We start from the raw sequence: 14741 nt of genomic DNA, 5'->3' as shown, positions 1-14741 counted from the left end.
ATTAGGTCAATAATCAGTTTCCGTCATTTGATAGGAAATTCCTATCAAATGCCTTCTCGGCGGCCCTTTGGCGAGCCTCGTGAAGCAGCGCGGAGACAAGCGGAGTGTGTGGTTCCCGGTGGGTGGCAATCAGGCCCACGAGGTGTTCGGGGTCCGGATCGGTAATCGGGATTATCCTGATTTGCTTAGGAAAACCGAACGATTCCGCTAGGTTGCGCGGCATTATTGAAGCCCATTGTCCGGTGCGGATATGAGAAAAAAGCACGATCATCGAGTTGGATTCGAGAGTCGGCTTGGCCTCCACGCCAGCCTCGGCCATGTGCCGGTTGATGATGCGCCTGTTCTGCATGTCCGGTGTCAATAGACAAAGCCTAAGACTAGAAACCTGTTGCCAAGTAACGCTTTCCTGATCGGCAAGTGGCGTTCCGGCAGCCGCGATGAGGTGATAACGCTCGGAATAGAGCGGCACGGTGGTCACGCGTCCGAGCGGCTCATTGTCGAGGTAACTGATTCCCGCGTCGATCTCGAGGTTTTCAATCTGGCTCAAAACCTGCAGCGAGGTGCGGGACGTGACGGAAAAAGTCACATCGGGATGGCGCGCCTGGAAGGATTCGGTCAATCGCGGCACCATGGCAAGCGCGGTCGGAATGACGGCCAGACGTATATGTCCGGCAAGGCCCCTACGGGCGGCGCGCATTTCCTCACGCATGGTGCGTGTATCGCCAACGATACGACGCGCCCATTCAAGCACACGCTGGCCTTCCGGCGTCAGCCCCTGATACCGCGCTGAACGCACCACGAGAACGACGCCCAACTGATCCTCCAACTGCCGGATTGCCGCCGACAGGCTGGGCTGGGAGACACCACATTCCTCCGCCGCCCGGCCGAAATGTTCAGCCCGCGCCAATGCAATGAAAAATTCCAGCTTGTCGATCATACGCTCTCCCCCGCGGCGCCCCCGCTTGACCGGTGTGCGCGGGAGAACACTAGAACGTGGCGCAAGCGCCCGCAAATGGCCGCGGGCATTTTCCTGCAGACTAGGCGCAGGCGACGAGGGCCGGCCCCTTCACCCGCGGATAGTCGTAAGCATTGACCTTCGAGGTATTGTAACCGGCGCCAACGAGAGCTTCGGCAAGCTTGATCGCTGCCGTCACGCCATCGATGACCGGAACACCTGTGGCGTCGCGCAGCCGGTCGCAGAGCGAGGACATGCCCGCGCAGCCGAGAATGATCGCTTCTGCCGCATCCTCCCGCTTGGCGGCCTCGATCTCGCGACGAAGCAGGGCTTCCGCGACCTCCGGGTCTTCTTCAAGGCCAAGAACCGGCAGGTTGATGGCCCGGACCTTCCGGCAATGCCGTTGCGCGCCGTAATCCTCCACCAGATCTTCGATGATCGCGATGGAACGCGGCAGCGTCGTGATGATCGAGAAGCGGCGGCTGATCGTCATCGCCACCTGCACGGCGGCCTGGCAGATGCCGATGACGGGTCCACGCGCCACTTCGCGTGCGGCGTGAAGTCCGGGATCGTCGAAACAGGCGATCACATAGGCATCCACGCCCAGCGCCTCGCCCTTGCGGAATTCCGCGAGCAGCCCGGGAACGGCCATGGCCTCATCCGCCTGCCCCTCGATGCTGACGGGCGTGTCGACCGGATTGACCGCGGAGACGTGGGTCTCCTTCTGCTTGACCCTTAACGCGCTATCGAGAGCCTGCGCGGTCATGGAGGCGGTGGAATTGGGATTGATCAAACGAATATGCATCGCACGCATCCTGATGAGCTGTCACTTGCCGTCAGGCGCGGTGAAATCGGTGATTGGTGGCGCCTTCAAAACAAACTGGCGGTCCGAGGTGATGTAGTTGTCGGCGTGAAGCCGGGCGATCGGCTGATAGCGATCGGCATCAACATAACGTCCCTCTTCATCGAGGCATTCGTTATGGACATGCATATGAACCACTTCGCCCAACACCAGCGTGCGGCGGGGGTAATCGATCAGTCGCTCCACCCGGCACTCGAAGGCGCAGGGCGATTGCGCGGCATAACTCGCATCGATCTTGCTGCAGGGCATGGCCGTAAGCTTGGCCATCGACATCTCGTCAATTTCATTGTCGAAGCCGAGACCGCAGATCAGCATCTGCTCCGAAAGCGACATATCGACCATATTGACCGCGAACTCGCCAGTGCGGCGGATATTCACCATCGTATCCTTTTCCTCGCCGCTCACCTTCGGCTGGATGCCGAGGACCACGATGGGAGGATCATGCGAAAAGACGTTGAAGAAGCTCATCGGCGCTGCATTGTTATGGCCCGCTTCCGAGCGGGTCGTCACGAGTGCGATCGGCCGCGGACCGATAAAATTCGTCAGAAGGCGGTAGCGGCTCTGGGGCTCAAGCGCGCTGAAATCGAATTCCATGATCGGCATCCTAATTTAGTCTACAATTATCTCTCATATTGTTGACAATGTTGCAACCAAAATCCCGTTGATACAGTTGACTTTTTCATTCACATCACGCTTCTCTAGGACGATTGGGGAGTATGTCGAATGAGCGAGCAGGCCGGCCCGTCCACGCAGCAGATTGTCGAGAAAGTATGGCTTTCGATCGCCGAACGCCGGCTGCGTCCGGGGGTGCAGCTGAAAGAAGAGCAACTAGCGACAATCTTTGGAGTCAGCCGTGCCAGAATCCGCCAGGCCTTGTCCGTTCTCGAACGTGACGGACTGGTGACCATCGTTCCCAATCGCGGTGCTTTCGTCTCCAAACCGTCGGTCGAGGAAGCCCGCGACGTCTTCTTCGTGCGCCGTATCGTCGAGCAATGCGTTGTCGAAAGACTTTGCAAATCCGCCACCAAGACCGATCTCAAAAAGCTACGCGACCACGTGGCCAAAGAGCGCGTGGCCAATGCCAAAAACGTCACGACCGACATCATCAAGCTTTCCGGCGGGTTCCACCTTCTGCTTGCGGAAACGCTCGGTTCTGATTTCCTCTTTACCACCATGCGCGACCTCATTTCCCGCTCGTCGCTGATAACAGCCGTTTACCGTAACACGGATCGCTTCAACTGCGGCCCGGACGAACATGCAGAAATCGTCGATGCGATCGCCAACAATGATCCGTCGCGGGCCATCCACCTGATGACCCACCACCTCGAGCATGTGGAAGCGGAGCTCGATCTCAGCGAAATCCGCGACCTTTCCCACGACCTGCGCGCCGCGCTCGGCTGATCCCCCGCTCAGGCGCGCTGTCGCTCGCCTGCCCATTGCGTGTCATCTTCGACCAGATGACAGGCAACCCGCGTGCCGTTGGCAAGGCTCTTCACCTTAGGCACTTCTGCCGAACATTGCGCCGTTGCGAGCGGACAACGCGGGTGAAACGCGCAACCCGAAGGCGGCTTCAGAGGGCTTGGCACTTCACCGGCAACAATCTCCCGGTCCCGCTGCGGCGCCTTGATATTGGGGATCGTTTGGAGAAGCAGCCGTGTATAGGGATGGCGCGGATTGGCGAAAAGCTCTTCCGTATCCCCCTCCTCCACAATCCGGCCGAGATACATCACCGCGATACGGTCTGACATGTGACGAACAACGCTCATGTCGTGGCTGATGAAGAGATAGGTGAGGCCGAGTTCATCCTGCAGGCGGCGCATGAGGTTCAGCACCTGCGCCTGCACCGAAACGTCGAGCGCCGATGTCGGCTCATCGCAGACGAGGAATTCCGGTTCGCTTGCCAATGCACGGGCAATGGAGATGCGCTGGCGTTGACCGCCGGAAAATTCATGCGGAAACTTTTCGCCGTCAGAGGCTGAAAGACCCACGGTTTTGAGAAGCTCCTCCACCCGCTCCATCGTTTCAGCCTTGGTCGCGCGCAGCTTCAATTCGCGGATCGGTTCGGCGATGATGTTCTTCACCCGCCAGCGCGGATTGAGCGAGGCATAGGGATCCTGAAAGATCATCTGTGCCGACAGCGGTTTACCCTTGCCGCCTGCCGCGAAACGAAACTCGCCGGCACTTGGCCGAAAAAGTCCCGTTACCAGGCGGGCAACAGTAGATTTGCCACAACCGCTTTCACCGACGATACTGAGACAGCCGCCGGCCGGAACGGAAAAATCGATATCGTTGACGGCCTGCACGAACTGCCGTGGTTTGCGCTCGATGATGCGATTGAGCAGCGGGGCCGAAACGTCGAAGGTTTTCGTCAGGCCCTTCACCGTCAAGGCCGGCTTGCTCAATGCTGCCTTTTGAGATGCGGATTGTGTCATGCTGTGCCTCCTGCATTCAGCCAGCACGCACTGGCGCCGTTGCCGACGGTTTCGAGTTCAGGCCTTTCCCGCCGACAGCGTGGCCCGGCGAGTCCACAGCGTGGATTAAACGCGCATCCGGGCGGGATCGCGTCGAGACGCGGCATTGCGCCGTCGATCTGGTTCAGCCGCTCCACCCGTGCGCCAAGTGACGGGATGGAGGCCATCAGGCCCTGCGTATAGGGGTGGCGCGGTTCGTGCAGCACCTGCTCGACCGGGCCCACCTCGATCAGCCGGCCGGCATAAAGCACCGCCACACGGTCGGCAGCCTCGGCAATGACGCCCATGTCGTGGGTGACGAGCATGACCGCCGTCTGCTTTTCCTTGCACAGCCGCCGCAGCAGGGAGATGATCTGCGCCTGGATCGAGACATCGAGCGCCGTCGTCGGCTCATCGGCAATGATGAGTTTCGGAGAGGCGGCGAGCGCCAGCGCAATGACGACACGCTGGCGCATGCCGCCAGAAAATTGGTGCGGATAATGATCGACACGATCCGCAGGTGATGGAATACCGACATCCTTCAACAGTTGAACGGCCCGTGCGCGTGCATCCGCTTTCGACAGCGGCAGGTGCTGGCGGATCGTCTCGACAAGCTGCGCACCGACCGTAAAGAGTGGATTGAGCGAGGTTAGCGGGTCCTGAAAGATCGCGCCGATCTCACGACCGCGAATGCTTTCCATCGCCCGGTCATCCAGTTGATCGATACGGCGCGACCCTAGCCATATTTCGCCATCGGCAATGTGGCCGGGTTTCTCGAGCAGGCCCTGTATGGCAAGGCCCGTCATGGATTTGCCGGCACCGGATTCACCGACAACACCCAGGATTTCACCGGGCCGGATCGAAAGGCTGATATCGGAAAGCGCAGTAACGGTGCCTCGACGGCCGGGAAACTCGACCTTGAGATTGCGGACATCGATAACCGATTGGTTCATGTCAACCATGCTGGGCGACCTCCACCGGATAGCTCGGAGGGAAGATTTCGGAGACGGGCGGATTTGCCCAGCTCCGTTCGGGATATTTTGCAATCAGGCGATCGAACTGCGCCTGCGCCTGTTCACGGGCACGCCGCATGTCGATACGGGCAACCTGCCTTTCACGCATGGAAAGACGGCCGTCGACAAAAACGGCCCGCGTGACCTTGCCCGAACCACCGGTCACCAGCGTGGTGATCGGATCGATGCTCGGCGCCATGACGGTATCGTCGAGATCGAAGACAGCAATGTCTGCCCTTGCGCCCGGGGAAAGATGGCCAAGGTCAGATCGTCCAAGAGCCCGCGCGCCGCCAAGTGTGGCCGCATCGAAGAGATCGGCACAGCGGATCTGGTCCGGAGCACCGTCATTGATGCGGCAGGTGATCAGCCCTACGAGCAAATTCATCAGCATGTCCGCCGGGGCCGTATCCGTTCCCATCGCGATATTGATGCCGCGTTTGCGGCAGGAGGAGAAGGATGAGAGCGTGCTGCCGCCACGGCTCGAAACCAGCGGACAGTGGACGATGGAGACGCCGTTTTCCGCATAAAGCGCCAGATCTTCTTCCGTCGCATTGGTGGCGTGCGGGGCGATCAGCCTTTCGCTGAGCAGCCCGGCCTTGGCGAGCCAGACTGGCGCGGTCGAACCGTGGAGCTTGCGAACCGTATCGACCTCCATGACGCCCTGCGCCATATGGAGACGGAACTTGCAGCCGAGTTCGCGGGCCGCTGCGTCGGTGCGCTCAATGAGCGCCAGGGTGGAGGTTTCCACGCGGTCCGGCGCCAGCATGCCGCGCACCAGATCGCCGTGCCTTCCACTCTGCTTTTCGATGAAGGCGATTGCGTCGGCGAGGCCCTGAAAACCGCGCTCCTCATCAAAAACAGGCACCATGCGGCCCGGTTCTTCCAGCACCATGCCGCCTGAACGGAAGGCGGGGCTGAGATAAACGCGCAAACCAAGTTCCCCGGCGGCATCGGCGGCCGCCTCGAATTCCGCCACGGTCTCCCCCCATTCGCGATAAAACAGCGATGCGATGGGGGCTGCCGTGGTGATGCCATTGAGGAGCAACTGCCCGAAGGCGAAACGCTTCTGGAAGGCAAGCTCTTCCGGGGAATACATTTCGTAGGGACCAGCCTCGACATAGGAGCGCGGCCAGACACGACCCTTCGCCCAGCCCGGATGATGATCAATGCCGAGGATCGTCGTATCGAGATCGGAAAGCGCATCGAGATCGATCAGGCCGGGGCTGACGAGCGCATTGCCGAAATCAATACGCCGGGCGACCTCTCCCGGAAACCGATGCCCGACAAAGACGATTTCGCCGTCTTTGAAGACAACCTCGCCGTTTTTCAGAAGGCGGTGCGATCCGTCCTTGTGCCCGACAACCCAGCTGGCTGTGAGCAACGTCCGCCCTTGCGGCCTTTCGCCAAGTTGCAACGCATTGAGAACGTCGCTCATCACGGCGCCTCCACAATGGCTTTGCCATCTCTCGCCGTAACCCGGCCGCCTTTGACGACCAGCGGCCGAGGCGCGATATCGATAACGGCTTGCGCCAGCGTTTCGCCGGTCAGCAGCGTGAAGTCGGCAGCACAGCCGATCTCCATGCCGTAATCCTCAAGACCCATGACATCGGCGCCACCCTTGGAAACGACATGGAGCACATGCGCAAGTTCGATATCCGAGCGCAGACCGTTTTTCATACCGATGATCTTGGGGCGATCCAGCATGTCCGGCTGTCCCCACGGACCCCATGTGTCGCGGATGCCATCACAGCCGCCGCCAACGCGCACACCCGCCTCCTTGAGGCGCATGATCGACGGCACGCTTGCCGATGGCGCACCGGTTGTCAGGATGGCGACATCAAGCCGCGCAATCTCGTCGATCAGCCTGCCGACGTGCAGATAGTCGTTCATGCCAAGGGCAAAGGCGTGGCTGATGGCGACGTTGCCCTGCATGCCGTTTGCCCGGATGCGCTCGAAGATGAGCTCCATCGTGAAGGCGCCGAGGTCGGCGGCTTCGTGCAGATGAATATCGATCGGCACGCCGTGTTTTGTCGCCAGTTGAAAAAGAATGTCCAGCTGGCCCTTCGGATCGCGGTCAATTCCGCAGGGATCGATGCCGCCGAGCACCTCGCAGCCTTGCTTCAACGCCTCATCGAGAAGCTCCACCGTGCCGGGCATGACCATGACGCCGGATTGCGGGAAGGCGACGACCTCGATGTCGATGATGCCATTAAGCTTCTCACGGGTTTCCCATATGCCCTCTACCAGTTTCAGGCCATGGGTGGGGTCGATATCGACATGGCTGCGAATATGGGTGCCGCCATTGGCCGCAAGGCCGATGGCATGGCGCATGGACTGGCGATACGGATCGATGCCGATCTGAACGCGGTTTTCCCGCTCGAAATCGATCCGCTCGCGCAGGATGGCAGCACGGTTGTTGACGTGCCAGGGCATGCCCCACGTCGTCTTGTCCAGATGCGTATGGGCATCGATAAGACCGGGAACGGCAATTGCTCCCTTGCCATCCTCAACCGGCATGCCGGGTTCGGCGTCAAATGTTCCGAAACCTGAAATCTTGCCGTTCCTGATCAAAATATCGCAGGCTTCGCCCGCCATGGGCCGTACGTTGCGCAGAAGAAGATCGTGCATGGAGTTCACCTCAGTTTCGGATTGAGCGCATCGCGCAGCCAGTCACCCAGAAGGTTGACGGTGACGACGAGCAGGCAGAGTTGGAAGACAGGGAACAGCACGATCCACCAGGAGCCGGAGAACAGAAACTGGTTGCCGATACGGATCAGCGTGCCGAGCGACGGCTGGCTTGGTGGCATGCCAATGCCAAGGAAGGACAGCGTCGCTTCCGTCAGGATCGCCATGCCGAAATTCAGCGTGGCGGCAACCATGATCGGCGTTAACGTATTGGGCAGGATATGCGCCGCTATGATGCGGCGGGCGGGCACGCCGATCAGCTTAGCGGCCTGAACATAGTCCTTGCCGGTTTCCACAATCGCCTGTGCACGGACCGTTCGCGCATATTGCACCCAGGCGGAGAGCGCGATGGCGAGAATGAGCACGGCGGATGCGCCGACCTCGCGCAGATTGTCGGGCAGCATTTGCCGCACGACTGTCGATACGAGGATGGCAACCAGAATGGTCGGGATCGAGAGCGTGATGTCACCGATGCGCATCAGGAGGCCATCGGCAAAACCGCCGAAGTACCCCGCCACCAGACCTGCCGTCATGCCGATGACGAGCGAAAGCAGCACGGAGGCGACACCGATGACGATGGAGATGCGTGTGCCGTAAAGAATGGCGGAGAGCATGTCGCGTCCCTGCGTATCCGTTCCAAGCAGAAACGGCCATTCGCCGCCCTCCTGCCAGATCGGCGGCAGCTCGGCCTTCCACATGTCCAGCGATGCACCGTCATAGGGATTCTGGGGCGCAATCCACGGCGCGAAGACAGCTGCGAGGATGAGGATTGTCAGGATGAGCGCGCTGATCTTGGCCGATTTACTGCGGCTGAACGACCAGTAGAGATCGCTATCGCGCATGCGGCTGAAAAGTGACCGACGGGCGGGTTTTTCCGTTTGCGAAAGGTCTGTCATGAAACTGGCTCCCTTCGGTCAGCGCGCGGTGCGCAGACGCGGATCGATGACCGCATAGGCGATATCGACGAACGTGTTGAGGACAACGAAGATGAAGGAGATGATGCAGAGATAGGCCGCCATGACGGGGATATCGAGGAAGGTGACCGCCTGAATGAACAGCATGCCCATGCCCGGCCACTGAAACACCGTTTCCGTGATGAGCGCGAAGGCGATGAGGGAACCCACATTCATTGTCGTCAGTGTCACCACCGGCATCAGACAGTTGCGCAGCGCATGACGGAAGTAGATCCGCCAGCGCGGAATGCCACGTGCCCGTGCGAACTTCACGAAATCGGACCGCAGAACTTCAAGCATTTCAGCCCGCACCAGACGCATGACGAGGGTGATCTGATAAAGCGAAAGCGCGATAGCCGGAAGAATGAGCGCAGCACGCCCGGACGAGGTCAAAAGCCCGGTTGACCACCACCCGAGCTGAACGACATCGCCACGGCCGAAGGCCGGTGCCCAGCCGAGGGAAACGGAAAAGACAAGAATGAGAAGAATGCCGACAACGAAGCTTGGCAGGGAAACCCCGACGATCGACAGGAACTGCAGACCTTCCGTGTACCACTTCCCGCGCCGGATCGCCGTCAGAACACCCAGAGGCAGGCCGACGACCAGAGAGATCACGGTGGCAACCAGCACCAGCTCCAGCGTTGCGGGGAACCTTTCCGCGATCAGCGGCAGCACCTGCTGGCCGTTGCGGTAGGAAACGCCGAAATTGCCCTCCGCCGCGTCTTTGACGAACCGCAGATATTGGGTCGGCAGGCTGTCATTGAGGCCGAGCCTCTCACGCAGGGCTGCACGATCCTCCTGCGACGTCTGTTCGCCGACCATCAGCTCGACGGGATCACCCGCCAGCCGAAAGATGAGAAAGGCGATAAGCGCAACGGAAAGCATGACCAGCACGGCATTTCCCAAACGCTTGATGATGAATACCAGCATTGTTACCTCTCGGACGCGAGCCTGAGCCGCGTAGGCTTTCAGGTTCGATCATTCTCTTCCAGAGATGGGGCAAAGGTTGCGCGGGCTGCAAGAACCACGAACACGATGCAACTTTGTCGACAATTTTGACGCAGCTTCGTTCGGCTTCACATCCAGTCAAACGAACTGGCGCGCACTCGAATATCTGCTGAAACAGTCAAGGCGCTCGGTCCAGTGACCGGCGCCTCGCTTGCTGTCCGTCTTATTTGTCGAGCTGGGTCAGCCAATGGCGTGGCTTGTTGTCAGCGCGGAAGTCGACGCTTTTGACCTTGGCCAGCATAGCCCACGCAATCGGCTGCTGATGCAGCGGAACGAGCATGGTCTCGTCCTTGGCGATTTTCAGGGCAGCTTCTTCGAGCGCCAGACGCTTCGTATTGTCCTGCTCCTGCGCCGCCTGCGCAACAAGCTTGTCGATCTCGGGATTGGACCAGCCGCCATAGTTGGAGACGCCCATCGCGCCCTTGCGGGTCGAGAGGATCTGCGACAGCATTGAGAAGGCGTCGAGGGTCGGTTCGTTTGCCCAGCTGAGGTTGAAGACGTCAGCCTTGCCGCCATTGCGCTTGGGCGATTGCACGGAACGTGGCGCAATATCGATGGTCGGCTGGAAACCGCCACGCTTCAACATGTTGGCAACGCCCGAGCAGATATCCTCTTCGTTGACGCTCTCGTCATTCATGCACGTATAGGTGAAGGCAAGGTTCTTCATGCCCGCATCGGCAAGCAGCTTCTGCGCCTTGGCCGGATCGGCCGGCTCGAACGTGTCCAGCGATTTGGCATAACCAGCGATCTCAGGTGCGATCAGCGAGCCGGACGGTCTTGCAAGACCACGCATGACTTTTTTGTTGATCAGGTCACGATCGATGGAGGCTTCGAAGGCCTGACGAACGCGCAGATCATTTAAGGGGTTCGGCTGACCGTTTTCCAGTTTTTCGCGGCGGTTGAAGCCAATGAAAAGCGTGCGAAGCTCGGTGCGCTTCTTGACCGTGATATTGGGCGAGGATTCCAGGCGCGGCAAATCCTGGATCGGGGCGGAGTCGATCAGGTCGATTTCACCTGACAGCAGTGCCGCGACGCGTGTTGCCGCAGATGCGATCGGCACGAATTCGATGCGGTCGAGATTGTGCTTCTTCTGGTCCCACCAGCCTTCATTGGCAACGAGAACAGTCTTGCTGTCGGGAACGCGGCTTTCGAGCTTGAACGGGCCTGTGCCATTGGTGTGCATGGTGGTGTAGCCATCGACCTTCGACGCGAAGTCGGTAGGCTTCTCGCTATTGTTATCTTTCAACCACTTGGCGTCAAAATGAAGATATTGGTTATGTCGTTCAGAAAGAGAGAAGTCGGTGCGTTGACATCGAGGTCCACCGTGTAGTCGTCAACTTTTTTGACGCCAGCGTAAATCGGGATATTGCCCCGCAGCGGCGACGTTGCGTCCGACGCGCGCGTGAAGGATGCGACGACATCATCGGCGGTGAAGTCTGCACCGTCATGAAATTTCACGCCCTTGCGAAGGGTAAAGCGCCAGGTCTTTCCATCAATCAGCTTCCACTCGGTGGCGAGTGCCGGCTCGATCTGGAAGTCCGGTCCGTAGCGGACGAGACCCTCGTAGATATGATTGAGAAAAGCGAGGTTGGATGTGGACGGGATCGAGCGAATAGAGATCGGCGCGACCGCCCCAGCGAAGGGTCTCCGCGCTGGCGGGAACGGCAATGGCGGCAGCAGCCATGGCCGCCAGGACAAAACTTCTGATACGGGACATTTGATCCCCCCTTTTTATTGATCGTTGGAAACCGGCATGGGTCCGGTCAGGCAGAAGGAGTATTGTTTCGCTGAGGCTTATTGTCAATAATATTGTTGACAATTATCGTACTCAAAATCGCAAGTTTTTGAATACGAGTTTAAGCGAGGGAGGAGAGAATATGACAGGCTTTCTGCTGCGGCACGGAACGATCGTTACGGTCGACAAGGAGCGGCGTATTATTGAGAACGGGGCACTGGCGATAGAAGGCGACAGGATTGTCGACATCGGCACTGTGGATGAACTTGACCACCGCCACAGTGATAAGGCGGTTATCGACTGCAGGGGAAAGCTTCTCATTCCTGGCCTGATCGATGCCCATGGCCACGCGGGCCACGCCCTTCTTCGCAGCATTGCAGCGGACACCAATGCGATGTGGATGAAAATCATCACCCCGACCTATTATCACTACGTCACCCGCGACTACTGGTATGCCGACGGGCTGATTTCCGGCATTGAACGGCTGCGCGCCGGGGTGACGACCGGGGCCAGCATCATCACTTCGATGCCACGCGCGGATGACCCCGTCTTCGCCATCAACCACGCCCGCGCCTATAGCGAACTCGGCCTTCGCGAAATCATCTGCGTTGGGCCGTCAGGCCTCCCATGGCCTCATCCGGTCACACGGTGGGAGAGCGGTCTACCGGAACGTCGCGACGTTAGCTTCGACGAGATGATGGATGGCAGCGAAGCGGTGATCGAAGCATTGCACGGCAGCGCCGATGGCCGCATCAGCGTTTTCCTGACACCTTTCACCATCGCACCGTCGGTCGAACCCTCCAATGCATCTACGCCGGACCAGGCAGTGAAACTGACAGAGGGTGACAGAATGCAGGCCCGCCGGATACGCGAGATGGCGCGCAAGACCGGTGTCAGGCTTCATTCCGACGCCTTTGCCGGGCAAATCCGCATGGCGTTTCAGGACAAGGAAAACGCCCTGCTTGGCCCTGACATTCACCTTCAGCATTGCTGGGGTATCTCCCACGACGAAATAGATATACTGGCCGAGACCGGCACACGCGTGACCCATGCGCCGCCGGGCCGCGCAACTCCCATCATGGAGATGATGTCAAAAGGGATTCGTGTCGCCATCACCACCGATGGCGCAGCTCCAAGCCGCCATTTCGACATGTTGCAGACGGCGCGCCTCGCGCAATTTACGCAGCATCTCCTGCACAATCACGACCGCTACCTGCTTCCGCCGGGCAAGATATTTGAGATGATCACGATCGATGCCGCCCACGCTATCGGCATGGAGGACGAGATCGGTTCGCTCGAGATCGGCAAGAAGGCTGACGTCGTCATCATAGACATCCGCAGGCCGCATCTCATGCCCATGTGGATGCCGGTCCACCGTCTGGTCCATCAGGTTCTTGGCAGCGATGTCGATACCGTCTTCGTGGACGGTAAATTGCTGATGGAAAATGGCCGGGTACTGACATCAGATGTAGACGCCGCCATTTCCTTCGGCCAACAGGAAGCCATGGCACTGGCAGAACGGGCGGGTCTGAAAGCACACATGCACGATCCGGGCTGGGGCCGCCTGTTGCGCACGTTCGACGAACCCGTGCTCCCTCCCCGTCCGCCGGCGGATGCGAGATACCGCGCCGCCGACCAAGGGCCTGTTCAGGATCACCAATCGACGCGGGATCACTAATCGACTGGGGTCAGCAAGGTCCCCTGGCACTTCTTGCCAAGATCACGACAAAGACTCCCCGGCCAGGAGAGGACCGGGGAGCAAACCTGGCATCATGTCAGGAACTTTGACTGGAGCTAGCACTCACCCGTTCAAGAAACGGGGTGGATCTGAGTTGTCTAACCCGGTTATGCTTTTTGTCAGGCTCTGTTAGAACGAACGCTCGAGACGAACGAAACCGGTCCAGCTGTCGCCACCACCGTTTACGCCCTTTTTGCCATCGACGTCCTGATAGGTGACAGCAACCTTGGTGGAGAGACCAGAGGTGACCTTGTAACCGGCAGCAACACCAGCGCGCCATGCATCGCGGCTGCCAACGAAGTCGTTGTTAGCGCCGATGTCGATCGTGCCGAAATACTGGAAGCCGGGGGTGATGGTCAGCTTGTCAGTTGCCTTGATGGCGTATTCAGCAGCAACAGTCCACTCGGACTCTTCGTAGTAGTAGTTGGCGCCGGAAGCCCAAGCACCGGAGATGCCGAGCGTGCCGGGACCGATGTCAGCAGTGATGATTGCACGGATTGCACCGTTTTCCTGGTTCGTGTCGTAACCGCCAAGCAGGTTGGCCTTAACGCCGCCGATCTTTGCGCCGATGATGGCGCTGATGCCAACATCGTTCGTGTTGGTCTGGAACTTGCCGCCCTTCGTAACGCCGAGTTCGGAAGTGCCCTTACGCGAACCTTCGAGCTCTTCAACAGCGGCACCGACGTAGAATGAGCCGGCGTCGTAGGTGTAACGGATAGCGTTCAGACGGGTGCGGTTGGAGCTGAGCTGGTCATACTCACCGGAGAGACCGTCGTCCCACCAGTTGTAGTAGAAACCGACTTTCAGGCCGCTGAGTTCGATGAAAGCCTGATCAAGAACGAAGTTGCGGTCAGTATCGTTGTCGGCCTGACCGCGCAGACCGGTGTAGCCACGCAGGGCACCGAGTTCGGTGTCGGTGCGGGTGTCAATGTTGAACTGGGCGCGGGTGAAAGAGTCCCAGTCAGATGTACCGGACTGGTTGCGACCGAAGTCCGTCTGGAAACGAACGTAACCGTCGAACTTCAGGCAGGTTTCGGTGCCGGGGATGTAAAAGAAGCCGGTGCCGAAAGCATCGCAGACGCGAACATATTCCATGGGCTCGGGCTCGGCGGCGACGATGGCGTCAGCGGCCTGTGCGCCGGATACTGCTGCGAGAGCCGCAGCGGAGCCGATCAAAAGGCTCTTGATGTTCATTTGTAATCTCCAGTCAAAAATTTTTCAACGAATGCGCAAATTTGTGGGCTGGTCTTTTCCCTGCCGCCCGCTTCCCTGCGCTGATCAGCAAATGACAGAAATCGCGGGGGAGTCGCAATTCAAATCTCAGGATTTAAAATACAACACG

The 14741-nt window shown here is 59.3% G+C and carries 12 protein-coding genes and 1 pseudogene; 2 read left to right on the top strand and 11 right to left on the bottom strand.

Going from position 1 to position 14741, the window contains the following annotated elements; genetic code table 11:
* Positions 1-13 precede the first annotated feature (13 nt).
* From DOU54_RS03420 to DOU54_RS03410, 3 genes are all read right to left on the bottom strand, one after another.
* Positions 14-937 (bottom strand): LysR family transcriptional regulator, encoded by a 924-nt coding sequence (locus DOU54_RS03420; RefSeq protein ID WP_006700319.1) that lies wholly within the window; start codon positions 935-937, stop codon positions 14-16.
* Between the two features lie 100 nt (positions 938-1037).
* Positions 1038-1760, bottom strand: coding sequence for an aspartate/glutamate racemase family protein (locus tag DOU54_RS03415; RefSeq protein WP_113730652.1), 723 nt, complete (start codon positions 1758-1760; stop codon positions 1038-1040).
* Between the two features lie 21 nt (positions 1761-1781).
* Positions 1782-2411 (bottom strand): flavin reductase family protein, encoded by a 630-nt coding sequence (locus DOU54_RS03410; RefSeq protein ID WP_113730742.1) that lies wholly within the window; start codon positions 2409-2411, stop codon positions 1782-1784.
* Positions 2412-2540: 129 nt separating this feature from the next.
* Between DOU54_RS03410 and DOU54_RS03405 the strand changes: the two genes are divergently transcribed.
* The gene (locus tag DOU54_RS03405; protein ID WP_113730650.1) at positions 2541-3218 is read left to right on the top strand and encodes a GntR family transcriptional regulator; all 678 of its coding nucleotides are present in this window, start codon (positions 2541-2543) and stop codon (positions 3216-3218) included.
* 8 nt (positions 3219-3226) lie between these two features.
* Here DOU54_RS03405 and DOU54_RS03400 read toward each other — a convergent pair whose 3' ends face one another.
* The 7 genes and pseudogenes from DOU54_RS03400 to DOU54_RS03370 form a co-directional block, all read right to left on the bottom strand.
* Positions 3227-4249: an ABC transporter ATP-binding protein gene (locus tag DOU54_RS03400; RefSeq protein WP_113730648.1), complete on the bottom strand. Its 1023-nt coding sequence runs from the start codon at positions 4247-4249 to the stop codon at positions 3227-3229.
* Positions 4246-5229 carry an ABC transporter ATP-binding protein gene (locus tag DOU54_RS03395; protein ID WP_112552810.1) on the bottom strand — a complete coding sequence of 328 codons (984 nt, stop codon included), beginning with the start codon at positions 5227-5229 and terminating at the stop codon, positions 4246-4248. The genes DOU54_RS03400 and DOU54_RS03395 overlap by 4 nt, the downstream gene beginning before the upstream one ends.
* On the bottom strand, positions 5222-6715 hold the full coding sequence (locus tag DOU54_RS03390; RefSeq protein WP_113730646.1) for an amidohydrolase family protein: 1494 nt from the start codon (positions 6713-6715) through the stop codon (positions 5222-5224). Before DOU54_RS03390 ends, DOU54_RS03395 begins: the two co-directional genes overlap by 8 nt.
* Entirely contained in the window at positions 6715-7908 is a 1194-nt protein-coding gene (locus DOU54_RS03385) for an amidohydrolase family protein (RefSeq protein ID WP_113730644.1), read from the bottom strand. Before DOU54_RS03385 ends, DOU54_RS03390 begins: the two co-directional genes overlap by 1 nt.
* 5 nt (positions 7909-7913) lie before the next feature.
* Positions 7914-8861, bottom strand: a complete 948-nt coding sequence (locus DOU54_RS03380; RefSeq protein WP_113730642.1) for an ABC transporter permease — start codon at positions 8859-8861, stop codon at positions 7914-7916.
* 18 nt (positions 8862-8879) lie between these two features.
* Positions 8880-9848 (bottom strand): ABC transporter permease, encoded by a 969-nt coding sequence (locus tag DOU54_RS03375; RefSeq protein ID WP_004444583.1) that lies wholly within the window; start codon positions 9846-9848, stop codon positions 8880-8882.
* Positions 9849-10089: 241 nt separating this feature from the next.
* Positions 10090-11643 (bottom strand): annotated as a pseudogene (locus DOU54_RS03370) (ABC transporter substrate-binding protein).
* Between the two features lie 160 nt (positions 11644-11803).
* On the opposite strand from DOU54_RS03370, the gene DOU54_RS03365 reads away from it, so the two are divergent.
* Complete coding sequence (locus DOU54_RS03365) at positions 11804-13339, top strand: amidohydrolase family protein (RefSeq protein ID WP_113730640.1); 1536 nt, start codon at positions 11804-11806, stop codon at positions 13337-13339.
* Between the two features lie 189 nt (positions 13340-13528).
* On the opposite strand, the gene DOU54_RS03360 is transcribed toward DOU54_RS03365, so the two are convergent.
* A complete protein-coding gene (locus DOU54_RS03360; RefSeq protein WP_113730638.1) occupies positions 13529-14593 on the bottom strand; it encodes a porin in 1065 nt (354 codons plus the stop codon).
* Positions 14594-14741 lie beyond the last annotated feature (148 nt).

It is taken from the genome of Agrobacterium sp. MS2 (genome assembly GCF_003261015.1).
Lineage (GTDB): Bacteria > Pseudomonadota > Alphaproteobacteria > Rhizobiales > Rhizobiaceae > Agrobacterium > Agrobacterium pusense.
This window is presented reverse-complemented; position numbering and strand designations above follow the sequence as displayed.